Below are 25,212 nucleotides of genomic sequence, written 5' to 3'. Positions count from 1 at the left end.
AAATTATGAAAAGAGTATTTCTAGGTATAATTTTAGCAGGAGCGGTAAGCGCAACATATGCTCAGAAAAGTGAGGTTAACGAAGCTAAAAAAGCATGGGGAATTTTTCAGTTAACCACTCAAGGCGCAACACCTTTAGATAAAAAACTAGAATCTATTAAGGCTGGTTTAGCCCACACCGATAAAGCAATTGCTGACGAGAAATCTAAAGTAATGCCTGAAGCATGGACATACCGTGCATTATTTGCTTCTTCTGCAGCAATTATGGATACCGTAAATGTAGCTAACGCTGATGCAAATTTAAAAGTTGCCCAGGATGCATTGGTAGAAGCTAAAAAACTAGATACCAAAGGTGCTGAAAAAGAAAACATTACATTGGCTGAAACCAATATTTCAAATGCAGTTAGAAACGCAGGTGTGTTGGCTTACAATAAAAAAGACTACAAAACTGCTTATACTAAATTTGTACAAGCCACAGTAATGAATCCGAGTGATACTTCTATGTATTTAAATGCGGGTATTGCTGCCAGAAATGTAGAGGATTATCCAGGCATGATTCAGCAGTTTAAAAAGGTAATTTCTTTAAATTCTCCGCAGTCTAAAGATTTATATAATGAATTGGTTGATGTAACTTTAAGAAAGCAAAAGGATACTACAGCAGCATTAGCACTAATTGCTGAAGCTGTAGCGAAATACCCTGATAACGCAGATTTAATTAAAACAGAAACTCAAATCTACATTGATAGAGGTGACGTAGCAAAATCTGAGAAAATGTTAAATACATTAGCAACAAAAGAGCCTACCAATCCAAGTTACCAGGTATTGTTAGGAAATATTTATTTCTCTCAGGCTTTAAAACTTCAGGCAGATCGTAATAAAATCGATCCAAAAAAAGTAAAAGAATTTAATGAGGTAACAGTAAGAATGAATGGCTTATTGGATAAATCATTACCATTTTATAAAAAAGCTTTAGAAATTGATCCAAAAAATGCTGGTGCCTTAGAAACGTTGAAAACCATTTATGCGTTTAGAAACGATACTAAAAACTACAATGACATAAAGGCAAAATTAGATGCCTTACCAAAACAATAGTTAAAAAGCTAAAATTTAAAAAAGAGTCCTGATTTGATCAGGACTCTTTTTTTTTGTTTATTTTTACAGGATCAGCATTTTTTATACCCATTATATTTAGATTTACTATGCAAAATGGTTTTAAGCTATTAATAGCACTTTTAGTTTTGACATCACTACATACCTTCGCTCAGAAAAGTCAGATTTTAATTGCCCGTAATTCGGTTGGAAAACTTCAAGCCTCTATTGCGAATAAGGAAGATGAGAAAAAGCAGTTAGCCATTATTACGGAGGGTTTAAAAGCTATAGAATCTGCTGAAAAGGATAATAAAACAAAAAACTGGGCAGAAACCTGGTCGCTAAAATCTTACCTGACTTCTTACGCATCCATTATTGATACAGATCCTGCTAATGCTGATAAATTTTATGAAGCTGCAAATACAGCAATTAAACAAGCCAGAGGTTTAGATAAATATGAAGATAACTCTGGCCTGATTAAAGCGTCAAATCACAATATTTTGATTAAAAAGCAGGAGCGGGGCAATGCTTCTTATTTTAACAATGATTTTAAAGAAGCTTATGACGATTTGAAAGAAGTAAGCGATAGTTTTCCGACGGATACCACATTAGCCTTAAATACAGCAATTTGTGCATTAAATATTCAAAATTACGACGAAGCCATTAATTATTTTAAAAGAGCAAAAGATAATGGCATTCGCAATGCATCCATGTTTCAAAAACTTGCTCAGTTGTATAGCGCTAAATATGATAATGAAACAGCAATTAAAACATTGGAAGATGGTTTGTTGAAAAATCCCTTCAATCATAACCTAACCAATGAGTATATCAATTTGCTTTTAGATACCGAAAATTATGCAAAAGCAACCAGTTTAATAGAAGGAAACCTAAAGGTAGAAAAAGCAAACAAACTGCTTTATTTTTTATATGGATACCTGCAACAAGCTGGTGGAAACAATTCAACCGCAATTCTGGCTTACGATAAAGCTTTGGCTACAGATCAAAATTACTTTGATGCTTTGTATCAATTAAGTCTGGCTTACATCAATACAGCAAATGAAACTTTACAAAAGGCTGATCCGGAAAAAGCATCTAAATATAATTCATTAATTAACCGGGCACAACTTGCTTTGCAACGGGCAAATGAAATTAATCCGAACGATAAAAAAACTGTTCAGTTATTACTTGATATCTATTCTCGTAAAAAAGAAACTGACAAAGTACAGGAACTAAATCGTAAACTTCAGGAGTTGTAAATAAGATCAAAATTCAATAAGGAGTGAGGTTTCATGGACGCCAACTTAACATAATATTAATTATGAGACATAAATATTGATTGTAATAGAAACGAATTACCATTTTTAAATTTAAAGAAAAATTGTAGTGTTTAAAACAAATTGTGATAACAGACGCAATTATCTCTCAAAGTTGAGATTTCCATAATTACTTTTTTAGCTTGTACATTATTTACTTGTGGATTTCGCTACATTTATTATTTCTTAATTTGGAGTTAAAGAGTTCTTAAAGAAAAATAATAGAGTAAAGTGACAAGGATGATAAATTACTTTTTTCCATTCTTATGAGCTACCTTGTTTACAAGATGAACCATTAGTTTAAAAAAAAATTGTTTTTATAGAATTCTCGATACTATAGTTGCTGAGCAGTATGGTACGGATAGAACTGGAACACCTCAGGTAGGTAAAGGAACTCCATCAGGTTGTTAAGCATTTAAATAAAATAATTATGAAAAAAGAATTTTTGTTTATAAAAATAATATACATTGGTTTAGTTGGCTGTTCGATAAACCGTCAAGGCACCTATAGTCATTCTTTATTTAAAACCAAAAGCGATATAGTAGTGATTACTGGAACTGTGTATGATACACAAAGGAACAACCGAACTTTACCAAGTGTGGCTATAAAATCTACTGATACTATATTTTTGACACGAACCGATCGGAATGGGCAGTACAGATTAGAACTGAAACCAGGAAAATTTGTTTTACGTGCTTCTTACATTGGCTATTTGCCTTCATCAACCAAATCGCTTAACTTGGTAAAGGGTGATTCTCTAGTTGTAGATTTTGTATTAAAAGAATCTAATGAAAGAACTATAAACTAAATTATCCATAGTTTCCAGTAAATTAATAAAACCCTCTAAAAGCTGGCTCAAAAAAAATTAGGAAGCTTTTTTTTTGTGTATAAATCACTATTTTCCTTTTCTAGGAACAGGCGGTTTAAGATTAGGTGTATTACCAGGGATACCTTTATTATCTCGTTGACGTTGGTCTGGTTTTCCAGTTGATTTAGCGATCCATTTCGGTCCTGTTTTAAGTGCCATAATATTATATTAGTTTGGTTAATATTTATTTTTTAAAACTATGGTTTTTCTAATCCTATGAATTACAGTTTTCCATAAAAGTAACTTATTTTATATCGTTACAATTTACAATTTAAAGTAATCCATCTTATTCTCGACACCATATTTGTCTATTCAGTCACCATACTGTATTTAGTATTAAATCTACTTTTAAATATTTTAATTAATACTTTAATAATCCTGAATTAACAGATTACTAAAAATATTTTATGATCTTTATACTATACTAAAACCATTTATTATGAAAAAGATCATTTCAATTTGCATGCTTGTATTATGTGTTGTTTCCTTAACAACATACGCTACACCAGAAGTGCCAAAACCAGTTAGCAGTACCAAAGCTAAAGTAACCACTTACAATGTTCGTTTGGGTTATAGAAATCTTGATGGCAGTGTAACTACTTCAGTATCCACAGAATCGCCAGGCTTTACTATTTATAACCAGGAAAGCGGTGATGATTATTATGTGGAAAATGGACCATCTTCTTTCGGAACATTTTTACCTTATCAATTACCAGGTACGATTAATGGTTTACCTGCAGGAACCTATGAGTTTAGTGCAGAAAGAGGTCAGGGAAACTGGACGGGTTATGGATCTATCACCGTAACCTTATCTCCTGAGATGATTGGTGCTGATGGTTATGTAACTGTTTACGTTCCTATTGCCTGGGTAGAATAATTCAATCGTTTAATTTAATCAATGAGCAGTCTTAATATCCAAGGCTGCTCATTGGTGTTTATAGCCGTAAGTATATTAATCTCTTCCGATCACTAAAGGCGATCATTCCCATACTTTCCATCTGAATTCTTAATATATTGGGCCAACCAAATTCCTTATTTTTTGTTTTGCTAACATGTATGATCATTTTACCTTTCCTGAAGCTGATGCCTTACAAATAGCCTTATCCAGACAACTTATTTTTAAGCCTCTCGATTCTATTCATACCATTGCCGGTGCTGATATTTCTTTCGATAAAGGTAGTTCAACTATGTATGCTGGGATAGTCATTTTAAGTTTCCCCGAGATGATGGTTCAATCATATGCACTCGAAACGTATGAAACAACTTTTCCTTATCAACCTGGATATTTGGGTTTTAAAGAAGTGCCTGCGCTTTTAAAAGTATGGGATTTGATTCCGGTAAAACCTGATGTTGTTGTATTGGATGGGAATGGCATTCTGCATCCCAGGCGAATGGGTGTTGCATCTCATTTTGGTGTACTTACTCATCAACCCACTATTGGTTGTGCCAAAAGTATCTTATATGGCGACAACCACCTTCCGGAAAAATCTAAATTTAGCACTGCCGAAATTAAAAGTCATGGCGAAATATTGGGTTATGCTTTAAGAACTAAAGACAATAATAAACCTGTTTATATTTCAGCCGGACATTTAATTACTTCTGAACAGGCTTTAGCCGTAATTAAAAAATGTGTTGGAAATTACCGAATACCTGAACCAACCCGGTTGATTCATGATCTAGTAAATGATTTTAGAACAGGTAAATTAAAGGCTGGATTTCATATCAAAACACAGCCTTTAACCTTATTTTAAATCCAGTTGATTCCCTTTTTTAGCAGCTGTAATGTTTGATACTCTTCAGAGCCAATTTCTGGTTGAACATTGTATCCCCAATTTGCTTGTGGAGGTAAACTCATTAATATAGACTCAATTCTGCCATTGGTTTCTAAACCAAATTTAGTTCCTGAATCATATACCAGGTTAAATTCTACATATCTGCTTCTGCGTTGATACTGCCATTCTTTTTGAATATCAGTAAATTCTTTATCGCGGTTTCGTTCCAGTAATTCGGTATAGATGGGCAGAAAAGTCTCACCAATATTGGCAGAAAAATCTAAAATTCCTTCCCATGATAAATTGGTATTATCTGGTTTCAGTCTATCGTAAAAAATGCCACCAATGCCTCGTGTTTCTTCCCGATGCTTGATAAAAAAGTAATTGTCTGCCTGTTCTTTAAATTTAGGATAAAATTCAGGGTTAAATTCATCACATGCATTTTTCAATTTATGATGGAAAAACCTCGCATCATTTTCAAATACGTAATGAGGTGTTAAATCTATTCCACCGCCAAACCAACGTGTTTCTTCATTCAGTTCAAAATAACGGATATTCATATGAATAATTGGAACCAGCGGATGATTAGGGTGAATTACAATGGAAACTCCGGTGGCAAAAAAATCATCTTCCGTTACTTTAAAAGCCTTTTTTATGGGCTCAGGTAATTTTCCATGAACCGCCGAAAAATTTACACCACCTTTCTCAATGATGGAGCCATTTTGCATAATTCGGGTGCGACCGCCTCCCCCACCATTTCTCTCCCACAATTCCTCTTCAAACTTTCCCTTGCCATCGGCAATCTCTAATCCCTTGCAAATTTCATCCTGAATCTGCCTGTAACGCGCTGCAACCTCTTCTTTAAACATCATGATCATATTTACCTTTAATGCAAATTTAAAGCTATTCAGGCTCTGATGCTGATTTATCTTTAGATAGTACATTTTATTGACATAGATGGACTATGATACAATTACATAAATATTTTTAAGGTACTTTTTACTTTGCAAGGGATTTCTATTCCTCTAAGTAATTCAAATCTTTGTTAAAACTTTCTTTAAGTGATACTACCGAAATCATCGCTACAATGGTAACAATTCCCATCACAATAAATCCTGCGGTAACAATATTGTATTGATGAACAAAGAATTCAAACATCAATGTAATGGGTATCAAAGCACCACGAACAAAATTAGGGGCAGTTGTAGTTACGGTAGAGCGGATATTGGTGCCAAACTGCTCAGCGGCAATGGTTACAAATGTAGCCCAGTAGCCAACTGCAAAACCCATAACCAAACAAATTAGAATGAAACTGCTTTCAGTTAGGTTATTACTCGTGAGGTAGAAAATAACAGCAACGACAGATAAGCTTTGAAAGATTAATACTGTTTTTTTGCGAGACCTGAGAATCTGTGCCAGAAACCCACAAACTACATCGCCTATTGCAATTCCAAAATAAGTATACATAATACCTGTGCCGGCATTCAATACTTCTTTAGCACCTAATGCTTTTCCGATTTCTGGCGATTGCGTAACCAGAATGCCGACAATAAACCACAGTGGTAAACCTAAACAAATACAGGCAAGGTATTTCAGGAACCTTTTCCGATCTGAAAATAACATGAAAAAATTTCCTTTTGAAACATTTGTAGATTGTTCAGCATGCTTAAACATGCCTGATTCAAATGTTCCAACACGCAGAAGCAACAGCAATAATCCCATACCGCCACCCACAAAATAAGAAGTTTGCCAGGTAAAGTGCTTACCAATGGTAGCAGCGGCAGCAGCACCTAATAGTCCGATTCCGGCAACTACCATGGTTCCATACCCACGCTTTTCTTTATCCATGGTTTCGGTAACCAAGGTAATCCCTGCGCCCAGTTCACCTGCTAAACCAATACCGGCAACAAATCTAATCATGGCATAGGTATGCACATCAGTAGCAAAACCGTTTGCAATGTTGGCTAGAGAATACATTAAGATGGAACCGAACAAAACCTTAATCCGGCCAAATTTATCTCCAATAATCCCCCACAACAATCCACCAAGAAGCAAACCAAACATCTGCATATTAATTACATACTCGCCATCGGTCCGCATATGTTCTGGTGAAACACCAATATCTGAAAAGCTTTTTAGTCTGACTACTGAAAATAATACGAGATCATAGATATCTACAAAGTAACCTAGGGCGGCTACTATAACCAGGAAGATAACGTTTCGGTTGTTTGATTTGATTTGGGAATCCATTCAGCTATTTGGTTTAATTGCTGAAAGTACAAATTCGCCCAAATAAAAAAAATAGATATTAAAAATAAAAGCCATCCGTTTGGGATGGCTTTTATATCTCCTACATTGGAGGTGTTTTTGTCGTTGTATCCGGTGGTGTTGTTTTAGAAGTATCCATTGGAGTGGTTGTTTTTGTTGTATCCATTGGAGTAGTTGTGGTCGAATCCATCTTAGTACTGTCTGAAGAACCAGCCATATTTTTAGATGAATTGCATGCTGAAGTGGCAATCATGATCGTACCAGCAAAAGCAAGACTTAAGATTATTTTTTTCATAGTTTTTTATTGTTATCTGTAATCTCTAACAACTATGTTACCATTTGGTTTTATTTTTTTGATTCAAAAGGTGATTGATGTTTTGTAAGTATTTGTTTTTAAGATATTTAAATATTAATAAAATGCATATTTTCAAGTGTAAAACATACACTATCGTTAAATTTTTTTGATCAATAGCGCATTTTAAACAAAATTGTTACTCTAAAAATTATCTTTCAGGCAATAAAATCTTTTTTATAATAATACAAATCTGATAAAATGCTGTGTTTTAGACAGGTTTCTTTCAATGTTTATTTTCAATCACATGCTTACTTTAGTTTAATGTGATCTTACTTGCTGTTCAATAAAATGATATCATTAAAATATGACCAAAACATCATCTTAAAACTTTCAAAAGTGGCAGATGTTTCTGATATTAGTGATGTATGATAATTTCTCAAAACACCCTAAAATGGGTAATGCGCTTCTATCCCCCATTGTTTTTTCAGCGCATTTGGGTTCAGAAATTTGATGATGATTTTAAAAGTTGTAGTGTCAAGATAAGTAAAAGTTTTTTGAACAAAAACTATAATGGATCTATTTTCGGAGGAACCATCTATGCTGCTACAGACCCTTTTTATGCCTTATTATTTGATCAGCTGATGCAACGTAAGGGATTTAAAATCAGGGTTTGGTTAAAAAGTGCATCCATACAATATTTAAAACCAGGCCACGCTCACCTTTACTTTAAGATAAAACTTACCAATGAAATGGTTGCCGAAGCTGAGGAGGCTTTAAAAACAGTTGGCAAATTTGTGAAGGCTTACCCTATGGAAATCACCAATAAAAAGGGTGAACTTTGTGCTACCGTAATGAATGAAATTTATATTCGTAACCTGCATCAGGGCGAAGTGCCTACTGTTGCTTATTAATAGATGATATGCCGAGTATTAAAAGTTTAATTTTGAAAGGTGAGGGCGTTCAGCTTGATTTCAAAAAAACCATTACCAACACAGAAAAAATTGCTAAGAGCCTCGTTGCCTTTACCAATAATAAAGGTGGCAAGCTATTAATTGGTGTGGCCGATGATGGAACTATCAAAGGTGTAAAATCTGAGGAGGAAGAGAAGTACATGATTCTAACAGCAGCTCATCAGTTTTGTAAGCCAGCTATTGAGCCCTCTTTTGAAGAAATTTATGTTGATGATAAACTGGTACTGGTAGTCAATATTCCAGAGAGCGATACCAAGCCTCATTATGCCCTTGATGACCAGAAGAAATGGTGGGCTTATATTAGGATTGATGACAAAAGTGTACTCGCCAGCAAAATCATTGTGGAAGTTTTAAAAAATGATCACAAGGATCAAGGGGTGCTCATCTCCTATTCAGACAATGAAAAGAAACTTCTTGAATATCTGGATAACAAAGAAAGAATCACCCTTAAAGAATTTAGTAAATTGCTGCGCTGCTCTTACCGTAAAGCACAGAAGATTCTTGTAGATCTGATTATTACTAATGTGATTAAAATTCACACTACTGAAAAGGAAGAGTATTTTACTGCTGTAAAATCAATCTAGTTCCGGGCATTGAAAATGTTGGAGTTCTGCTGCGCTTATAGCCTTGGAGACTTCGCAAGTTGAGCTATTAACTTACGAAGTTTCGACGAGATTGCGGGGCCGGGAAACTTCGTCAGTCTCATACAGGAATGTTAAATTTTCATTTCGAATAGACTTTTTACATGTATAGTGCAAGCTATCTTTTTTGCTATAGAGATTGCTTCACTCCATCACTAAATCCTACACTTCAGTGCGCAATGACGATTCTTCTAACGTTATTATTAGGTGGCTCTTTCTGCTGATGAAGCCTCCCTGGTGAGAGCTCAATATCTATTTTACCAGAGAAATTGCTTCACTACTAAACCCTACTCTTCAGTTCGCAATGACGAATTCTCTAAATTAAAATTTATTTTCGCTGCTTTGATTGAAATTTAAAAACCCGACCTTTGCGGACTATGTTTTCTAAAATCTACTTAAAATACAAACAATACTATAAAGAAAATCTAATTTTAGCTTTACCTATTGTAGGTTCTCAGGTGGGTCATACTCTTGTTCATATGGCAGATAGTGTGATTGTGGGGCACTTTACAGATACCACTCAGTTAGCATCCGTATCATTGGTGAACAGTATTTTTATATTGATCATGGTGATTGGATTGGGCATTTCTTACGGTTTAACGCCTTTAATTGCACAGGAAAATGGTCGGCAAAATCATGAAGAGTGTGGTAAGCTTTTATCCAATAGTTTAATTATTAATATCCTCATTGGAATTTGCTTGTATTGTCTGGTACATTTTGGCGTATTGTTAATAATTGATCACTTAGACCAAACACCTGAAGTTGTAGCCTATGCTAAACCTTATTTAGGCTTACTTTCAGCATCTATCATTCCATTATTGGTTTTTCAAACGTTTAAGCAATTTGCAGAAGGTTTGGGGTTTACCAAACAGGCAATGTTTGTGTCCATTTGGGGTAACCTGCTGAATATCACCCTTGGAATTATTTTTGTAAAAGGCATGTTTGGAATTAAGCCTATGGGCGTAAGTGGTGTAGGCTTAAGTACCTTGATTGATAGAAGTTTAATGGCCATAGTAATGGCAATTTATGTTTTGCGCTCAAAGCATTTTAAGAAATACCTGGTTAGTTTTAAAGCTACACTCATTGATAAAATCAGAGCAGGAAAAATTATTAAAATTGGTGCACCAGTGGCGATGCAGTATTCCTTCGAAATCAGTGCATTTAGTGGCGCAGCTATCCTAATAGGTACTATTGGCGCCGTTGAGCAGGCTGCACATCAGATTGCAATTGGCCTGGCCGCAATGACTTATATGATGGCCAGTGGTGTGGCTTCAGCAGCCACCATTAAAACCGGAAATAATTTTGGTAAAAATAATTTTAATGACCTTCGCAAATCGGCAATAGCCAGTTATCATGTTATTTTACTTTTCATGTCGTGTACAGCGATCATCTTTATGTTAGCTAATAACCTGATGCCTTTTATTTATACAGGTGATTTAAAAGTAGTGGCCATCGCATCGCAACTGCTGATCATTGCCGGCTTTTTTCAGCTGTTTGATGGTACTCAGGTAGTTGGTTTAGGTGTACTCCGTGGAATAGGTGATGTGAACATGCCAACGTTTATTACCTTCTTAGCTTATTGGGTAGTGGGCATTCCCGTTGGTTATTTGCTATGTTTTCACTTTGGCCTGGGGGTTAATGGCATCTGGTATGGATTAACATTGGGTTTATTAACGGCTTCTATCCTATTGTTTTTGAGATTTCAGAACAAAACAAAAGCTTTGAGTATGAATGTGGAAAATCGATTATAATTATTTAGATGCGAGCTGAATTATTTTCCACCAACGTTAACAACTACACCAATAGTGAAAATAGAGTTTCCGGCAGACATGTATTTTCTATTCTTTAAGCCAATATTACTACTGGTGGTGTATTGAAGCTGTATAATTTTACTCAAAGCCATTCTGGTGAAAAAAATCGGCTCAAAGAAAATATTATCTTCTTTGGGCTGTACTACGCCATTCAGAAAAAAGCGATCCATTTTTACATGACTAATTCGCAACGCTGTACCATAATTAATTGGAAAGTCTGTTCCGAATAAACGAAGATTGTTTTTCTTCTTGGAGCTATAATTTACCTGTAAGAAAGATTTTCTATAATCTACTTCCTGAAGCTGACTGCTGATGAGTTCATCATTTTTATAATCCCGATAGGTAATGTCACTCCAGCCCTTTCCTACACCACCGTAAATTTCAATGATCCTGTTATTGTCTGGCCCAAAAGTATCATAATAACCACCACCAATTTCAATTAATTTATGGCCAAAATCTTTACTTCGGCGATCACTATTCATTGTTGAGCCGCTAAAAAGTACACCAATATGATTTGACACAGCATAAGCACCATTGATACTGGCATTTCCTTTTAAAGAGATATGTCCGCCACCGCTAAATTCACCCTGCTTACTCAACATTGGCGTATTTGGTACATTCGGCATATACACAGAAGAACAACTTGAGGCAAAAAGTGCCAGAACTGGAATGGTGAAACGTAGGTATTTAATCATAGATGTTTTAATAAACAGATTTTTCAAGCAAAAATTGTGTTAAATTTTAATATTCATAAAGTTCATTACTCGTTTGAATTCATCATGAAGGTTTGCTTGTAGGTGAACTGGTGCAGCAGTTACCGGATGAGTGAAACTTAATTCTGAAGCGTGAAGAAGCATGGTAGACATATTCCACTGCTCTAAAAAGAATTTGTTTTGCTTATTGCATCCATGCGTGCGATCACCAATAATAGGGTGTAAAATATGACTGAAGTGCCTCCTTAATTGATGCATCCTACCGGTTTTAGGTGTAGCTTCCACTAAAGAATACCTTGAAGTAGAGTGTTTTCCGAAAGGAATAGCTATTTCAGTATGTTGCAAGGTTTTAAAAGACGTATAAGCCTCTTGCATGGTTCCATTTTCCTTTGCAAGGGGATAATCAATGTCCATCGCATCTGGAGTAAAGCCCCTCAAAATAGCCAGATATTTTTTAATAGTCTGTGTATTCATAAATTGCTGATGCATAGCAATTTCAGTGTCTTTGTCGAAAGCGAAGAGTAATATCCCACTGGTTTTCCGATCTAACCGATGCACCGGGCTAACGTGCTTGCCTACCTGATCACGAAGCAGCTGTAAAGCAAATTCTGTAGCATCTCTGGCAATTGATGATTGATGTACCAGTAAACCATGTGGCTTGTTAATCGCAATTAAATAATCGTCTTCGTAAATGATCTCCAGCATATTTTGGCGAAGATAATCATCAGGGACTTATAACTCAATGCTTAGGTGAATTATATTCTAAAGATTACAAAAACTAAATGTATTTACTTAATGATATAAATCGAATGCTACTTTATAGGTGTTGCAGTGTGCATCAACAATATCGCGGATATTGGTAGAATAACCCCCACCCATACTAATTTGCAAGGGTAAGCTCTTTGCTTTACAAGCCTGGATTACCATTTGGTCACGTTCTTTACAGGCTGCCTTACTCAGCGAAATTTTCCCTAACTTATCGGTTGAGAGCACATCTACTCCAGATAAATAAAAAACGAAATCTGGATCTGATTTTTTGAAAGCTATTTGAAGATGATGATTTAATAAATCTAAATATTCCCCATCCTCCACACCATCATTCAGTGGAACATCCAAATCAGATAGTTCCTTTCTAAAAGGAAAATTTTTATCACCATGCATGGAAAAAGTAAAAACCCCTGGCTCATTTCTAAAAATTTCTGCCGTTCCATTTCCCTGATGTACATCTAAATCTATAATTAAGATACTTTTACTTAAATTATTATTTAATAAGTAATTAGCTGCTATAGCCTGATCATTTAATAGGCAAAATCCTTCACCCCAATTACTGCCAGAGTGGTGTGTGCCACCTGCTACATTAAAGGCTACTCCAGCTTCTATCGCAAATTTTGCCCCATCAATAGTGCCCTGTGTAATTCTTAATTCTCGTTCTAATAACTGGGCATTAAGTGGAAAGCCAATCCTTCTTTGTTCTTTTGCCGGAAGGGTAAGATCTCTAAGTTGCACCCAGTAATCATGTTGATGAGTACTTAAAACAATATCCTCCCTAACAGGCTCTGGTTCGAAAAGATTATCTAAAGTAATAATCCCTTCATGAAGTAACTGTTCTGGTATCAGCTCATATTTCAACATTGGAAAACGGTGTCCTTCAGGTAATGGATGTGCGTAGATCTGGTGGTAGGCAATCTTAATCATTAACTTAAAATTTCCTCCACATGTTTTTCAATATTGTTGCAGATGGTATCAACGGGCAAGTCGTTTGCATCCAATCCAAATGGATCTTCTATTTCTTCAGCTATGAGCTCTAAACTCGCTAATACATAGAGGATAAAAGGAACTATCAGTACTAGGTAATAGCCTAAACTAAATACCCAACCAATGGGAATAGTTAACACATAAATAAAGATAAACTTTTTAATGAATGCGCTATATGAAAAAGGAATTGGCGTGTTTTTTATCCTTTCGCAACCACCACAAATATCTGTAAACTGATTCACATCATTGGTTAGCACAATTAATTGTTCCTGGGAGATCAGTCCCTCCCGCACTAAATCATAAAGGCGGGTAATTAAACTGCTGGCAATTTGATTTGGGATATGTTGCCCATCTTTCACCTCGATCAAAAAGCTATTTTTTCCAAAATATTTCTTTTCACGAAGGTGTTCTTTCATTGCAAAGGCATACTTCGGGATTCCATATTCAAAGAAACGTAAATGTTCATCTGGTAATTTTAGTGCCTTAATTTTCATCGCAAAATTCCGGCTTACATTAGTTAGTGCCCCGAGAAGTTTTCTCCCGTCCCACCAACGATCATATGCAGTATTGGTTCGAAATACCAACAACATGGAAATCACGAAGCCGAGCAAGCTATGCATCATTCCAATATTGCTTACATAATCACTTTTAGATAGTTTGAAAACATTCAATTCGAGAAAAGCAATAAATGCAGAAACCACAGAAACGCAAATCATCAATGGCCAAAGTTTAATAAGCGTATCCCCCTTGTGAAAGTGAAATATAAAAGTAAACCAGTCTTTCGGATTATAATTGATCATAATAAGTTAAGCTATAAAACTGTTTGACATACTTTTAATAATGCCTGCCCCGTCAAATATATATCTTCGAAAGAATTGTATAGTGGTATCGGACTTAATCTGATTACATCTGGTTCACGCCAATCTCCTAAAATATGTTCAGCAACTAAACCATCAAATATTTCTTTTCCTTTATGAGCCGCAATAATAGACAATTGTGCACCTCTTTCTTCTGTGTTAGAAGGAGTAATAATTTTAAATTGCTTCTGGTTTAAAATTTTATTTACCTCATTTATAGTATATTCTAAATATCCTGTTAAATAAATACTTTTACTTCTTAATGGGTTTAAAAAACCAGCTTCCTTAAATATTTGTAATGAAGCGTGGTAAAGCGACATGGGCATTACTTGTGTACAACTCACTTGCCATCCATCTGCACCAGCCTCTGGGATAAATCCCTTTTCCATTTTAAATCGCTTATTTTCCTGGTATCCCCACCAACCTGCAAATCTATTTAAGTCCTGATTTTTAAAATGTTTTTCATGGACAAAAATGCCGGCTATACCCCCAGGACCAGCGTTTTGATACTTATAAGAACACCAGCAGGCAAAATCAATGTCCCAATCATGGAGTTTTACTGGAACATTTCCAGCTGCATGTGCCAAATCCCAACCCACCATTGCGCCTACGGCATGGCCTTTCTGAGTGATTTTCTCCATATCATACCATTGGCCAGTATAGTAATTTATACCACCAAATAGTACCAGGGCTATTTCTCCACCATGTTCATCAATTTTAGAAAGGATATCTTCTGTTCTAAGTGTATCTTCACCAGACCTTGGAAAAACTTCAATAATGGCATCTGCAGGATTAAATCCATGAAATTTTACCTGGCTTTCTATCGCATATTGATCAGACGGAAAGGCACCACCTTCCATCATGATTTTGAAGCGCTTGCCTTTTGGTTTATAAAAACTTACCATTAACAAATGCAGATTCACGGTAAGCGTATTCATCGGGCAAACTTCAGCAGGAAAAGCACCAACTAAGGGGGCCATTAAATCTTTTAGTTCTTTATGATAGTACATCCAAGGCTGATCTCCTTCAAACCAACCCTCTACTGCCAGGTTGGCCCAATTGGATAATTGTTGCTGTATCACTTCATTTGCTGCTTTAGGTTGAAGACCTAAAGAGTTTCCGCAGAGGTATATAAAGTCTTTACCTTTCTGGTTCGGGAATAAAAACTGATGTCTGAAATCTTTTAATACATCAGCCTGATCCTGCGCTTGAGCAAACGCTAAATTATTTTCAAAATTCATTATTCAATATTACAAAAAAAGCAGGTATTGTTTCCAATCCTGCTTTTTTAAAATGATTTTCTTTATTTAAAATTTCATCGTATCGTGTTTGCCCATGTCTGGCGTATCACCCGTAACCACCGCTTTAAGTATGCTAAACAGAACAACGATTTTTGATGATGATGCATCCCAGTACTCTGCTTCTTCTGGCGTTACCTTAATTAGAATTAATCGGGGATCTTCCACGCCATCAGGAAACCAAGCTTTAACGAAAGGTGAAAAATAAGATTCCTTTCTTACCTGATCATCTACCAGTTCTGCTTTACCTTTTACAGTTAAATAAGTGTTTTTAGATGGGTCACTGTAAGCCAATAAGACATTATTTTCTTTAGAAATCTCTTTTGATTTTAAAGAATACTCATTAGTAAAGAACCAGATGCTTCCATCTTCTTCAATTTTTGCAGTACCCATTGGTCTGCTGCCTAATTCATCATTTGCAGAAAAAGTGGTGAACATACAGGTACGTACACTTTCTGCCATTTCTTTTAAGATTGATATGTTTTTCTCGTTTTTCATTGCTATGGTATTTTATTGAAAAACAGGATTGGATCAAAAATGTTTGGCGAACTAAACCTTATTTGGCTTACTGACATACGGATTACCTTTGATAAAAAATCGCCATGGTAATAAAGCATGTTCCTTTGCATAGGCAATACCAACCCTCGGACCAGCAAAAATTTGATCATCCTGATAATGTAACTGATGATCTTCAATCCATATTTCATTTCCGGAAAGATCTTTTCGGTTAAAACTTCGATCTATACCTAATGCTTTAGCTGCAGAGCCTGGACCGGAAGAAATGGCTGGCTTGGTAATTGGCATGTTCCTTCTTTCTTCTATAATTGCTTGACCAATTAAAGGTTCAATAGCCCTAATGAGAACTGCATGCGGATCATCTTTCACTGAACTTACCACGTTAAACAAGTTGTGCATGCCATAGCAAAGATAAACGTATGCAACACCTCCCTGACTATACATGGTTTCCGTACGATTGGTACGACGGCCTCCATAAGCATGCGATGCTTTATCTTTTATTCCGAAATAGGCTTCTGTTTCTACAATAATACCCGCAGTAATTTCACCATCGATATTGGTATACAAAACTTTGCCCAGCAAATTTTTTGCCAGTGCAACTACATCTTCATTCAGGTAATATTCTGGAGATAATTTCAATTTTTTATCTAAACTATTTATTTAACAAAATATTTATAACCTGTTCTAAATAAGCTTTATCTATGTTATCGAAATGATCTAAAAACTCACTATCAACATCTAAAACACCGATTACTTCTCCACTTTTAATCAGCGGTAATACGATTTCAGATTTAGATGCCGAGGCACAAGCAATATGACCAGGAAACTCATCTACGTTCGGTACGATTAAGGTTTCTTGCTGTTCCCATGATGATCCGCAAACACCCTTTCCTTTTGCAATTCGGGTACAAGCTACCGGCCCCTGAAATGGCCCTAATACAAGTTCATCATTTTTGACCAGATAAAAACCAACCCAAAACCAGTTAAACTGTTCTTTTAACGCTGCAGAAACATTAGCCATATTGGCTACAAAATCAGTTTCCCCATACAATAAGCCTTCTATTTGAGGGATAAGTGATTGGTATTGTTCTTCTTTTGGAATTGCTCTATCAATTGTTAAATCTTCTGCCATGCAACAAAGTTAAACAGGATTTAGCTGATTTTTATTTTATAATTTGATAATGACATTAAATTGAGTGTGATGATCTGTTAATTTAATAGTTTTGAATCTTTAATATTGTTTAACATGATTGCAGCCTTAACCATTACCAAGTTTCGCGGATTAAGTATTCCATTTGCATTTCTGGGGATGGCCATACTCAGGCTACCGCTTTGGTTCAACCGAAATTGCAGATTTTGGAAGTTAATGGGCAGCGGAAAGGATGCACAGGTAGATCTAGCCCCCGATTTTAAGCACTGGGCCATTATTACTACTTGGGATAATGAGGAAGATTGTGATAAATTTTATGCCAGTTCGTTTTCCATCAAATGGTTTAGGTTTTTTGGATACGAAGAGTTTACCATTTTATTAAAGCCTTTAAGTAGCCATGGTTTATGGTCAGGTAAAGAACCTTTTAAGTCTAATGTGAATCATAAAATTGATCAAGGTAGAATTGCTGTTATTACACGGGCAAAGATTCGTTTTAGTAAATTAAAAGAGTTTAGGCAAAATATTAAGAGAGCTGCTGATCAAATGAGAATTTCAGATGGTTTTATTTTATCTGCTGGTGTGGGCGAAAACCCATTTTTAGATCAGGCCACCTTTTCCATTTGGGAAAATGCAGAAAGCATGAAGAATTATGCCTACAAATCATTTGATCATGCTGATATTATTAAACTTACCAGAGAACGGCAGTGGTATTCTGAAGATCTATTTGCCCGGTTTGAAATCCTAAAGATGGAAGGTATTTTTAATGGAAAACCAGTGAATGAATATCAGCCATTTCAACATCCAAATAATTAAATACAATGAGAGTTATTGCAGAATTACCACACCCAGAGTGTAAGATCACCATCTTTTCGATGAACCAAAAATATATTGTAAAATTTGAGCAAGGTACATTTGAACAGAGTTATAAACTGGCAGAAATGGACTTGAGTGGAGGTGGTGTAAATGATGTATTTGAAATTTTAGATGAGGAATTTATTACTACCGTAATTGATCGGTTCAAACTCATGAGGGGTGATTTTACGTCAGCCTATAATAGGCATCAATTTTAACAACAAATACACGTAAATATCTGATTTATAGATGTGTATTATATGTGACAGAATTTAATTTTGAATATAATCAATAAATCAATCTAAATTTTGATCTTTATCTATCTTGAAATATAATATAGATACTTATAACTATTTGATTTATTGATTTTTATATTTAGTGACAAAATATAATTTGGAGGTCTGTTTTTGCCAAATAAATGAAAAAGAATACAGTTTACTTTAGTTCAGATTAATTCAATTGGCCTAAGTTCAATTCATCATTCAATGTAGTATTCAGTTTGAGTAACTTGATTTTTAACCGATGATACCTACTCCAAAAATAGTTTATTCAATAGGTATAAAAACTGTTCGAAATATGAATTGAACTTAGGTTATATGATGAAAGAATAATTTAAGAAATCACTGTATCATGAACAACTACCCTATACCAATTATTCGAAAACTTTTCTATAGCGGCTAGATGTATTGGATCTTCCTGGTAAGCATTATGGTCTTCAATATTGCTAAAAGTAACTGTTAATGAATACGTAAATGAATTATCAGTAACCGGACGTATTGGGGTATTAGCCGCCAGGCCATAACTTAGCGTTTTAATATATTTACTTGGACGCAAGTGCTCGAAGAAATTTTTAAAATTTTCAATTTCCGCTTTTGTTAATTGTGGCTTCAACCAGAACATTACAAAATGTTGTATTTGACCGCTACTTGAGAGTTGATTGTTTGACATGTTTTTTTTATCCAAGTTAAAAAAAATAGGCAAAAAAAAAGCGGCTATTTAAAATAACCGCTTTTATAACACTATTGTTATTTAGTTTTTAGGTTGTACACGACCTGATTTTCTGTCTTCACCTCTACCGATTAAATAACCGCCACCAGCTCCAACTAAACCACCGATAATTGCACCTCTACCTTTTTTCTTATCAATTAAAGCTCCACCAACGGCACCAGCTGCACCACCAATTACTGAACCCTTAGCTGCATCACTCCAACCCTTTTTCTTAGCTGTAGGCTGGGTAGTTCCACCATATGAACTAGAACTTCCGCCAGAACTACTTCCTGAACTAGCATAAGATCTTGATGATTTTGAAGATCTTGCACCAGCGGCTCTTGCAGCAGCCAGTTCTTCCTGGTGTTTGGCTTCTTTTTCTGCTTCAACTTTTGCTACTTCAGCTTTTTTGAAACTATCTAAGCGTAAACTATCTTTTACTGCTTTAATTGCCAATTGTTTATCGGCTTCTTTTTGTTTTAACTCAGCTTCTTCTTTTGCTTTATTATTACAAGCAAACATCACTGAACTTAATGCGATTACTACAAATATCTTTTTCATAACGTTTTTCTTTTAATGAATCTGCTTTGGTATCCTAACCATACAAACAGGTTTCATTTGAGTTGTGTGATTTAACTTATTACAACATACTAAGAAAAAATGATGCCAAAAATTAGAAATTAACGCTTTAAGGCTGTAAATCAGTATACCAAAAACCTGAAGTTGTTGGTTTGTCCATACATATATCTTTAGTATTATCATTTTTAACAGGTGCAGGAAAAGTTCTAAACACTTTTTCTCCAATGGTAAAGTTGATTTTATGACGAAATACAGGACCTTCAAAGACGAAAGTGTGATATTCTCCGTTTTCTCCGCAAGGATCGATACTTGTTGGAAGCTTATCTATTAATGCAGAGGTAATTACTTCTCCACAATAATTTTGGAGATTGCTTTGTGTACATACAATGATGGTTTTATAGGTCAGCCCTAAAAACTCCTGAATCAAATCTTTGGTATTTTTATTCCATAATGGAAATATGGCTTTTAAGCCCACCTCATTAAGTTTATTTTCCCGGTAAGCTCTTAGATCTTCCAAAAAGATATCACCAAATATGGAATGCGTAATGCCTTCACCTTTAAATTTTTTGAGGTGAAATTCCATAGTGGTATCATACGTTTCCATATCAGGCATTTCACCCAGCCGAATCTGATAAAGGGGAATTCCAATACTTTCAGCCTGAGAAATCAATAGTGCCTCCCGCACGCCATGCATCGAAACCCTATTGTATTTTTCAGTAACCGTAGTCACTAAATAACGTATTTCTATAGATGGATCTTGTAATACATAATGTAACGCCAGCGTACTGTCTTTGCCTCCGCTCCAGTTGAAAATACAGATCTTTTTATCCATCAGTTAATAACTTTTGAAGCACTTCCATTCCTTCTACAGCATTTTTCTCAATAGACACTACATTTTTATAACGCTTTAAATCTGGTGTTTTTGGGTCGATAATATACTTGCGGGTAATGGAAGGAACAAAATCAATAAGTCCTGCTGCAGGATAAACGGCTAGCGATGTACCAATCAATATGAAAACATCTGCCTGTTTGCAAATTTTAGCAGCAACTTCAATCATTGGCACAGCTTCGCCAAACCATACCACATGTGGACGTAGCTGAGAACCAAATTCACAGCGTTCACCCATTTTTAATTCAGCACCCTGAATGGGATAAGTATAAGTTGGTTTGAGATCAGATTGAGATTTAGTGATGATGCCATGTAAATGAGTGACCTTTGTAGAACCAGCCCTTTCATGTAAGTCATCTATATTTTGGGTAATAATTTCAACATCAAAGTTGCGCTCCAATGCTGCAAGTGCAAAATGAGCCGCATTGGGTTGTGCCGCAAGTACCTGCATTCTACGTTCGTTATAGAATTGTTGTACCAGTTCAGGGTTTCGCTCCCAGGCTTCGGGAGTAGCTACATCATATATATTATAACCTTCCCATAAGCCATCAGCATCCCTAAAGGTTTTTAATCCACTTTCAGTACTTATCCCCGCTCCTGTTAAAACAACTAATTTCATAAAACTGATGAGGCAGGCTGATTGGAAAATATATCGCTTTTGAGGTTGATAAATTTACTGGCGAGCTGTTTACTCGCTGTAAATAAATCTGGATGGAACATACAAGCCAGGGCTTCAATTCCTTCTACCAATGTTCCAACACTTGGTTGAGTAAACATATCAAAATCTGCCAGGTATACCTGATTAAGTTTAACGGCTTCTATATCTTCCCACCCTTTTTTTGAAGTCAATAAATTCATTTCTTCTGTGGCCCTCTTGATATCAAAACCACATGGGGCAATAACCAAAACCTCAGGGTTGTATTTTAAAATTTTTTCCCAGGGCGTTACTATGGAATCACCTGCCGGATTGGAAAGCATATCTACACCTCCGGCAGCTGCAATTTGAAATGGAATCCAATGTCCGCAATTATAAACAGGTTCAATCCACTCCATCAGCATTACCCGTTTTAATGGGGCTCTGTTAGCTCTTAGCTGGTCTAGTATAGCGTCTGTTTTTTGCTGAAGATTAGCCAGATAATGTAAAGCCACCTCTTCTTTTCCAAGTGCCCTGGCAATGGTTATTGCACATTCATAAACGTCTTGCAGGTTATTTGGCGATAGCGGAACCAAGGTGGGTTGCTTACTAAGCTTCATTACCGCTGTTTCTGTACAAACGGTGTCTATATTACAAACTTCACATATATCTTGTGTGAAGACAATATCAGGTGCGATGCTTTCTAAAAGTTCATCATCTACCCAATATAAACTTTTGCCTTGTGCTTTTGAAGCCGAAAAAATTCGGTCAATCTCGATACTGGTATAGCTTTTACCTTCCAAGATACAGCGCACAATTTTAGGTTGATTGGCTGCCTCTTTCGGACATTCGAAGGTTACACCATACAAATATTCCTGCAGCCCCATGTCATAAATCATTTTGGTAGCAGCAGGTAAAAAGGAGACAACTTTCATGGCGTAATATTTATTAGTTTTTTGATTTCAGAACGTTCTTTTTATGGCTATTCTAAAAGTTAAAGATAAAAAAAATCCTCTTTTGAACTGAATCAAAAGAGGATTTATCAATGAATATCTTCAATTAAAATCTTTGCGTTTGTAGTTTTAATACAGGGAATTTCGATTTTAAAATTTCAAAAGCTCCAAAAAGAACTACACCATATATTAATGTGCCTTCTAAAAACCTGATTTCAAAAGGTATTGCTTTTACCAAACAGTTCCAATATCCTGCTAAATTTTGTGTAAACAGTGGGTTTTTATACCAAGAGCCAAAATCACTTACAATCCAGTGAATTAGCGTAATGGCGATTGTTGAAGCCAATAGGTTTACAATTGTTAATTTCTTCAACATCACTTTGCCTACCAAAACCATTAAGGCAATTGCTAAATAGGTATATAATTCTTGCACTAATAGCATATCAACATATTGTCTGTAAATGGTTGTATACAAAACCAAATCACTCAAAAATAAGCTCAACAATGGAAACGCAAAGGCTTTCACATTATCCTTAAAATAAGCACCACCAAACAGCGCCACTGCTCCAATAGAAGAGAAGTTAGCAAATTGAAGCGCATCAGAATTAAAGGTGATTAGCAGACGTAAGGCTGTAATAACCAATATCATTAGCAATACAGTAACGTTGCGTGGATTAAATTTTAGTTGTGACATGTTTATGGTATCGAGTAATAAGTATTGAGTATCAGGAATTAGTAAACTAATATTGTTTCCTTAATCCTGATACAAAGTTATCGTTTCTTATCGGATATTGAAAGTTACGCCTGTATTAAAATTAAAGCCCATAGTATTGTAGCCAATAATTTCATTATACTTTTCATTCAGGATATTTTTAGCATCGAAGAAAATTTTCACTCTTCTTTTTGCTAAGGCATATTCCGCATAAGCGCTTAATAGTTTATAACCGGGTAAATTCTCTACGGTATAAGTTGTAAAATCTCCGTCAGTACGCATACCAAAATACCTGAAATTGGCATTTACGTATAAGTTTGAAGTAGCCTGAATACCTGTTGTAATACCAATAAAATGTTTAGGCCTTCTGAACAGAAAATCTTCAACCCTATTATTTACGCTGTTGTATTCATTTCCGGTTACGTAAGAATAATAACCGTTGATGTCTAATTTCCATATTTTAACTGATGGCTCAATCTCAAAGCCTTTTACTTTCTGGCTTTCCTGATTGATGTACCCTGCGGCGAAATCATAAATAATAGCATCTGTTAAATCTCTTTTGAAGCCAGCTACGCGTAAAGAAAATTTGTCATCTGCAAAGCTGAAGTTTGCTCCTGCTTCATAATTTTGAGATTTTTCTGGCTTTAAATTCAAGTTAGCTCCATATTGGCCGAAAAGCATATTTAGCGTTGGAATTTTAAATGCGGTTGAAACTGTTCCGAATAATTTAATTTCTTTGATGATGTTTATACTCGGTGTGATGGTATAAGTATAGTTTTCTCCATATTGTTCATGTTTATTGTAACGTCCGCCTACTTCGAGATTAAAAATGCTTAAATCATGTAAAAATAATGAACCATAAGCTGCAAAAATGTTGGTTTCAGGTCGGTTAGTTCCAGAAGTTAAATGCATTTCCCTATTCTCGATTCCAGCCAATAGATTTAATTTCTCTCCTAATTTTTGGTTATAAAATAAATCTATCAGGCTAATGCTACCAGAACCCATACTGGTATAAGGAAAACCACCAAAGCTGCTTAAAGTATTATTGGAGGTATTTTGATAGCTATAATTGAGGTTAATTTTACCAGAGCCAAAATCATATTTGGTATTTAACCCCCCACTAAAGTTTTTTAAAGTTGTATTGTTAGCAGGCGGGCCATCTGTGAAAGCACCTTCATCAATTTTATAATTTCCTCTGTAATAACGTATAAAAGGATTAACTGAGAAATGCTTATCCAGTTGTATCCCAAAATTTGCGCTTACACCATCCGTTTTATAACCATCTTTATCAAATTCAGTATTATTTCCACCCGGGTTTGCTGCTTCAGAAATTCCATCACTTTTTTGATGGGTGTAATTTACATTATAAGTAAATCCATCAACTGCACCATTTAAACCAATGGTTCCTTTGTAGGTTTCATAACTTCCGGCACTGGCTACGCCATAAACCGTATTTCCTTTTGTTCCACCCTTTTTAGTTACAATATTAATTACCCCGGCAATTGCATCAGAACCATAAATAGTAGATTGTCCACCTCTTAAAATCTCAATATGATCGATTTGATCGATTGAAAATAAGCGTAAATCAAAGGCGCCGCCATTTCCTGATGGATCATTTTGAACAATACCATCAATTAAAACCACAGCATAGGCACTTCCGGCTCCTCTAAAAAATACTGACTTGTTTAATCCCGGATTACTTCCAGAGCCGGCTACGATAATTCCAGCCTGCTCGCTAATTAATTCAGGAAGTGATTTCCCGTTACTGCGATCTAAAGTTTCGCGACTGATAATGCTGACTACTTTACCCGTTTGTGATTGCTTCTGATCATTTTTAGTTGCAGAAATAACCACATCCTTAAGTTTTAAGGTGTCTTGGGCATTGGCTTTGCCAATACCAAATTGCACAAGGCCAATGCCTGCTGCAATTAAAAATTTAGTTTTGTTCATTTGATTGTGAGTTTTGCCCACAGCCAACAGATAGAAAAGGAAATGAAAATACGAAATCGTTAAGTACTCCAATCCTAGCTTCAATCCCCGAAAGCTATGAAATTATATACTTATGGCAGGTCTTCTGACTTACTCCCGGTTATTTAGCCTTCCCATTCAGTTAATAAACAGTGGCATAGAATTAAAAACCGTTACAGAGCTTACAGCTGCGGGACAGTTGCAGAATTACACTGCATTCCCTTTTAATTCAGATTAAAAAACATCTGAAACCAAAAGCGCTGCAAAAGTAGTAAAATAAAGCTATTCGTAAAATATTAAACCTTTATGCGTTATTTAACCT

At 35.5% G+C, this 25,212-nt stretch carries 28 protein-coding genes and 1 riboswitch; of the genes, 10 read left to right on the top strand and 18 right to left on the bottom strand.

The window, feature by feature from the left end:
* Window positions 1-5 precede the first annotated feature (5 nt).
* The 5 genes from AN34_RS10830 to AN34_RS10810 all read left to right on the top strand — a co-directional run bounded on the left by AN34_RS10830 (window position 6) and on the right by AN34_RS10810 (window position 5,020).
* Entirely contained in the window at window positions 6-1,091 is a 1,086-nt protein-coding gene (locus AN34_RS10830; RefSeq protein WP_029285238.1) for a lipopolysaccharide assembly protein LapB, read from the top strand.
* 107 nt (window positions 1,092-1,198) lie between these two features.
* On the top strand, window positions 1,199-2,344 hold the full coding sequence (locus AN34_RS10825) for a lipopolysaccharide assembly protein LapB (protein WP_029285236.1): 1,146 nt from the start codon (window positions 1,199-1,201) through the stop codon (window positions 2,342-2,344).
* A gap of 487 nt (window positions 2,345-2,831) precedes the next feature.
* Window positions 2,832-3,209, top strand: coding sequence for a carboxypeptidase-like regulatory domain-containing protein (locus AN34_RS10820; RefSeq protein ID WP_029285235.1), 378 nt, complete (start codon window positions 2,832-2,834; stop codon window positions 3,207-3,209).
* Window positions 3,210-3,708: 499 nt separating this feature from the next.
* Window positions 3,709-4,146 (top strand): hypothetical protein, encoded by a 438-nt coding sequence (locus AN34_RS10815; protein ID WP_029285232.1) that lies wholly within the window; start codon window positions 3,709-3,711, stop codon window positions 4,144-4,146.
* Window positions 4,147-4,321: 175 nt separating this feature from the next.
* Entirely contained in the window at window positions 4,322-5,020 is a 699-nt protein-coding gene (locus AN34_RS10810) for an endonuclease V (RefSeq protein WP_029285230.1), read from the top strand.
* Here AN34_RS10810 and hemF read toward each other — a convergent pair.
* The 3 genes from hemF to AN34_RS10795 form a co-directional block, all read right to left on the bottom strand.
* On the bottom strand, window positions 5,017-5,913 hold the full coding sequence (hemF, locus tag AN34_RS10805; RefSeq protein ID WP_029285228.1) for an oxygen-dependent coproporphyrinogen oxidase: 897 nt from the start codon (window positions 5,911-5,913) through the stop codon (window positions 5,017-5,019). The genes AN34_RS10810 and hemF overlap by 4 nt on opposite strands.
* Before the next feature lie 145 nt (window positions 5,914-6,058).
* Window positions 6,059-7,291 carry an MFS transporter gene (locus tag AN34_RS10800; protein ID WP_029285226.1) on the bottom strand — a complete coding sequence of 411 codons (1,233 nt, stop codon included), beginning with the start codon at window positions 7,289-7,291 and terminating at the stop codon, window positions 6,059-6,061.
* Window positions 7,292-7,391: 100 nt separating this feature from the next.
* Window positions 7,392-7,604 carry a hypothetical protein gene (locus tag AN34_RS10795; RefSeq protein WP_029285224.1) on the bottom strand — a complete coding sequence of 71 codons (213 nt, stop codon included), beginning with the start codon at window positions 7,602-7,604 and terminating at the stop codon, window positions 7,392-7,394.
* Window positions 7,605-8,029: 425 nt separating this feature from the next.
* Between AN34_RS10795 and AN34_RS10790 the strand changes: the two genes are divergently transcribed.
* The 3 genes from AN34_RS10790 (at window position 8,030) to AN34_RS10780 (ending at window position 10,967) form a co-directional block, all read left to right on the top strand.
* Entirely contained in the window at window positions 8,030-8,515 is a 486-nt protein-coding gene (locus tag AN34_RS10790) for a DUF4442 domain-containing protein (RefSeq protein ID WP_029285222.1), read from the top strand.
* A gap of 8 nt (window positions 8,516-8,523) precedes the next feature.
* Entirely contained in the window at window positions 8,524-9,159 is a 636-nt protein-coding gene (locus AN34_RS10785) for a helix-turn-helix domain-containing protein (RefSeq protein ID WP_029285220.1), read from the top strand.
* A 434-nt stretch (window positions 9,160-9,593) separates the two neighbouring features.
* Window positions 9,594-10,967, top strand: a complete 1,374-nt coding sequence (locus AN34_RS10780) for an MATE family efflux transporter (RefSeq protein WP_029285218.1) — start codon at window positions 9,594-9,596, stop codon at window positions 10,965-10,967.
* Window positions 10,968-10,987: 20 nt separating this feature from the next.
* Here the strand turns inward: AN34_RS10780 and AN34_RS10775 are convergent, their stop codons facing one another.
* The 8 genes from AN34_RS10775 to AN34_RS10740 form a co-directional block, all read right to left on the bottom strand.
* The gene (locus AN34_RS10775; RefSeq protein WP_029285216.1) at window positions 10,988-11,722 is read right to left on the bottom strand and encodes a hypothetical protein; all 735 of its coding nucleotides are present in this window, start codon (window positions 11,720-11,722) and stop codon (window positions 10,988-10,990) included.
* Window positions 11,723-11,761: 39 nt separating this feature from the next.
* Window positions 11,762-12,445, bottom strand: a complete 684-nt coding sequence (locus AN34_RS10770; protein WP_029285214.1) for a pseudouridine synthase — start codon at window positions 12,443-12,445, stop codon at window positions 11,762-11,764.
* 87 nt (window positions 12,446-12,532) lie between these two features.
* Complete coding sequence (locus AN34_RS10765) at window positions 12,533-13,435, bottom strand: histone deacetylase (RefSeq protein ID WP_029285212.1); 903 nt, start codon at window positions 13,433-13,435, stop codon at window positions 12,533-12,535.
* Entirely contained in the window at window positions 13,435-14,295 is an 861-nt protein-coding gene (locus AN34_RS10760; protein ID WP_029285210.1) for a bestrophin family protein, read from the bottom strand. Before AN34_RS10760 ends, AN34_RS10765 begins: the two co-directional genes overlap by 1 nt.
* A gap of 11 nt (window positions 14,296-14,306) precedes the next feature.
* A complete protein-coding gene (gene kynU, locus AN34_RS10755) occupies window positions 14,307-15,593 on the bottom strand; it encodes a kynureninase (RefSeq protein ID WP_029285208.1) in 1,287 nt (428 codons plus the stop codon).
* Window positions 15,594-15,659: 66 nt separating this feature from the next.
* Window positions 15,660-16,148 carry a pyridoxamine 5'-phosphate oxidase family protein gene (locus tag AN34_RS10750; RefSeq protein WP_029285206.1) on the bottom strand — a complete coding sequence of 163 codons (489 nt, stop codon included), beginning with the start codon at window positions 16,146-16,148 and terminating at the stop codon, window positions 15,660-15,662.
* A gap of 51 nt (window positions 16,149-16,199) precedes the next feature.
* The gene (locus AN34_RS10745) at window positions 16,200-16,805 is read right to left on the bottom strand and encodes a DNA-3-methyladenine glycosylase (protein WP_029285203.1); all 606 of its coding nucleotides are present in this window, start codon (window positions 16,803-16,805) and stop codon (window positions 16,200-16,202) included.
* Window positions 16,806-16,818: 13 nt separating this feature from the next.
* A complete protein-coding gene (locus AN34_RS10740) occupies window positions 16,819-17,298 on the bottom strand; it encodes a GAF domain-containing protein (protein WP_029285201.1) in 480 nt (159 codons plus the stop codon).
* Between the two features lie 114 nt (window positions 17,299-17,412).
* On the opposite strand from AN34_RS10740, the gene AN34_RS10735 reads away from it, so the two are divergent.
* Window positions 17,413-18,129, top strand: a complete 717-nt coding sequence (locus AN34_RS10735) for a DUF3291 domain-containing protein (protein ID WP_051666442.1) — start codon at window positions 17,413-17,415, stop codon at window positions 18,127-18,129.
* A 5-nt stretch (window positions 18,130-18,134) separates the two neighbouring features.
* Entirely contained in the window at window positions 18,135-18,386 is a 252-nt protein-coding gene (locus tag AN34_RS10730; protein ID WP_029285197.1) for a hypothetical protein, read from the top strand.
* Window positions 18,387-18,780: 394 nt separating this feature from the next.
* On the opposite strand, the gene AN34_RS10725 is transcribed toward AN34_RS10730, so the two are convergent.
* From AN34_RS10725 to AN34_RS10695, 7 genes are all read right to left on the bottom strand, one after another.
* Complete coding sequence (locus tag AN34_RS10725; RefSeq protein WP_029285194.1) at window positions 18,781-19,116, bottom strand: Dabb family protein; 336 nt, start codon at window positions 19,114-19,116, stop codon at window positions 18,781-18,783.
* 81 nt (window positions 19,117-19,197) lie between these two features.
* Window positions 19,198-19,716: a YMGG-like glycine zipper-containing protein gene (locus tag AN34_RS10720; RefSeq protein WP_029285192.1), complete on the bottom strand. Its 519-nt coding sequence runs from the start codon at window positions 19,714-19,716 to the stop codon at window positions 19,198-19,200.
* 127 nt (window positions 19,717-19,843) lie between these two features.
* Complete coding sequence (locus AN34_RS10715; RefSeq protein ID WP_029285190.1) at window positions 19,844-20,566, bottom strand: diphthine--ammonia ligase; 723 nt, start codon at window positions 20,564-20,566, stop codon at window positions 19,844-19,846.
* Window positions 20,559-21,242: an NAD-dependent deacylase gene (locus tag AN34_RS10710; RefSeq protein WP_029285188.1), complete on the bottom strand. Its 684-nt coding sequence runs from the start codon at window positions 21,240-21,242 to the stop codon at window positions 20,559-20,561. The genes AN34_RS10715 and AN34_RS10710 overlap by 8 nt, the downstream gene beginning before the upstream one ends.
* Window positions 21,239-22,192 (bottom strand): ABC transporter substrate-binding protein, encoded by a 954-nt coding sequence (locus AN34_RS10705; protein ID WP_029285186.1) that lies wholly within the window; start codon window positions 22,190-22,192, stop codon window positions 21,239-21,241. The genes AN34_RS10710 and AN34_RS10705 overlap by 4 nt, the downstream gene beginning before the upstream one ends.
* A gap of 124 nt (window positions 22,193-22,316) precedes the next feature.
* Complete coding sequence (locus AN34_RS10700; RefSeq protein WP_029285184.1) at window positions 22,317-22,904, bottom strand: DUF6580 family putative transport protein; 588 nt, start codon at window positions 22,902-22,904, stop codon at window positions 22,317-22,319.
* Window positions 22,905-22,991: 87 nt separating this feature from the next.
* A complete protein-coding gene (locus AN34_RS10695; protein WP_029285182.1) occupies window positions 22,992-24,872 on the bottom strand; it encodes a TonB-dependent siderophore receptor in 1,881 nt (626 codons plus the stop codon).
* Between the two features lie 96 nt (window positions 24,873-24,968).
* Window positions 24,969-25,161: riboswitch (cobalamin riboswitch) on the bottom strand.
* Window positions 25,162-25,212 lie beyond the last annotated feature (51 nt).

Origin of the sequence: Pedobacter sp. R20-19 (assembly GCF_000708265.2) — a bacterium.
GTDB lineage: Bacteria > Bacteroidota > Bacteroidia > Sphingobacteriales > Sphingobacteriaceae > Pedobacter.
The sequence above is the reverse complement of the archived record's forward strand: the minus strand, read 5'-3'. Positions and strand labels throughout refer to the sequence as shown.

Bases quoted from the DNA above. Each gene is read 5' to 3' on its own strand.
- AN34_RS10830 (WP_029285238.1), top strand. From the start codon at position 6: ATGAAAAGAGTATTTCTAGGTATAATTTTAGCAGGAGCGGTAAGCGCA.
- AN34_RS10825 (WP_029285236.1), top strand. From the start codon at position 1,199: ATGCAAAATGGTTTTAAGCTATTAATAGCACTTTTAGTTTTGACATCA.
- AN34_RS10820 (WP_029285235.1), top strand. From the start codon at position 2,832: ATGAAAAAAGAATTTTTGTTTATAAAAATAATATACATTGGTTTAGTT.
- AN34_RS10815 (WP_029285232.1), top strand. From the start codon at position 3,709: ATGAAAAAGATCATTTCAATTTGCATGCTTGTATTATGTGTTGTTTCC.
- AN34_RS10810 (WP_029285230.1), top strand. From the start codon at position 4,322: ATGTATGATCATTTTACCTTTCCTGAAGCTGATGCCTTACAAATAGCC.
- hemF (WP_029285228.1), bottom strand. From the start codon at position 5,913: ATGATGTTTAAAGAAGAGGTTGCAGCGCGTTACAGGCAGATTCAGGAT.
- AN34_RS10800 (WP_029285226.1), bottom strand. From the start codon at position 7,291: ATGGATTCCCAAATCAAATCAAACAACCGAAACGTTATCTTCCTGGTT.
- AN34_RS10795 (WP_029285224.1), bottom strand. From the start codon at position 7,604: ATGAAAAAAATAATCTTAAGTCTTGCTTTTGCTGGTACGATCATGATT.
- AN34_RS10790 (WP_029285222.1), top strand. From the start codon at position 8,030: ATGATAATTTCTCAAAACACCCTAAAATGGGTAATGCGCTTCTATCCC.
- AN34_RS10785 (WP_029285220.1), top strand. From the start codon at position 8,524: ATGCCGAGTATTAAAAGTTTAATTTTGAAAGGTGAGGGCGTTCAGCTT.
- AN34_RS10780 (WP_029285218.1), top strand. From the start codon at position 9,594: ATGTTTTCTAAAATCTACTTAAAATACAAACAATACTATAAAGAAAAT.
- AN34_RS10775 (WP_029285216.1), bottom strand. From the start codon at position 11,722: ATGATTAAATACCTACGTTTCACCATTCCAGTTCTGGCACTTTTTGCC.
- AN34_RS10770 (WP_029285214.1), bottom strand. From the start codon at position 12,445: ATGCTGGAGATCATTTACGAAGACGATTATTTAATTGCGATTAACAAG.
- AN34_RS10765 (WP_029285212.1), bottom strand. From the start codon at position 13,435: ATGATTAAGATTGCCTACCACCAGATCTACGCACATCCATTACCTGAA.
- AN34_RS10760 (WP_029285210.1), bottom strand. From the start codon at position 14,295: ATGATCAATTATAATCCGAAAGACTGGTTTACTTTTATATTTCACTTT.
- kynU (WP_029285208.1), bottom strand. From the start codon at position 15,593: ATGAATTTTGAAAATAATTTAGCGTTTGCTCAAGCGCAGGATCAGGCT.
- AN34_RS10750 (WP_029285206.1), bottom strand. From the start codon at position 16,148: ATGAAAAACGAGAAAAACATATCAATCTTAAAAGAAATGGCAGAAAGT.
- AN34_RS10740 (WP_029285201.1), bottom strand. From the start codon at position 17,298: ATGGCAGAAGATTTAACAATTGATAGAGCAATTCCAAAAGAAGAACAA.
- AN34_RS10735 (WP_051666442.1), top strand. From the start codon at position 17,413: ATGATTGCAGCCTTAACCATTACCAAGTTTCGCGGATTAAGTATTCCA.
- AN34_RS10730 (WP_029285197.1), top strand. From the start codon at position 18,135: ATGAGAGTTATTGCAGAATTACCACACCCAGAGTGTAAGATCACCATC.
- AN34_RS10725 (WP_029285194.1), bottom strand. From the start codon at position 19,116: ATGTCAAACAATCAACTCTCAAGTAGCGGTCAAATACAACATTTTGTA.
- AN34_RS10720 (WP_029285192.1), bottom strand. From the start codon at position 19,716: ATGAAAAAGATATTTGTAGTAATCGCATTAAGTTCAGTGATGTTTGCT.
- AN34_RS10715 (WP_029285190.1), bottom strand. From the start codon at position 20,566: ATGGATAAAAAGATCTGTATTTTCAACTGGAGCGGAGGCAAAGACAGT.
- AN34_RS10710 (WP_029285188.1), bottom strand. From the start codon at position 21,242: ATGAAATTAGTTGTTTTAACAGGAGCGGGGATAAGTACTGAAAGTGGA.
- AN34_RS10705 (WP_029285186.1), bottom strand. From the start codon at position 22,192: ATGAAAGTTGTCTCCTTTTTACCTGCTGCTACCAAAATGATTTATGAC.
- AN34_RS10700 (WP_029285184.1), bottom strand. From the start codon at position 22,904: ATGTCACAACTAAAATTTAATCCACGCAACGTTACTGTATTGCTAATG.
- AN34_RS10695 (WP_029285182.1), bottom strand. From the start codon at position 24,872: ATGAACAAAACTAAATTTTTAATTGCAGCAGGCATTGGCCTTGTGCAA.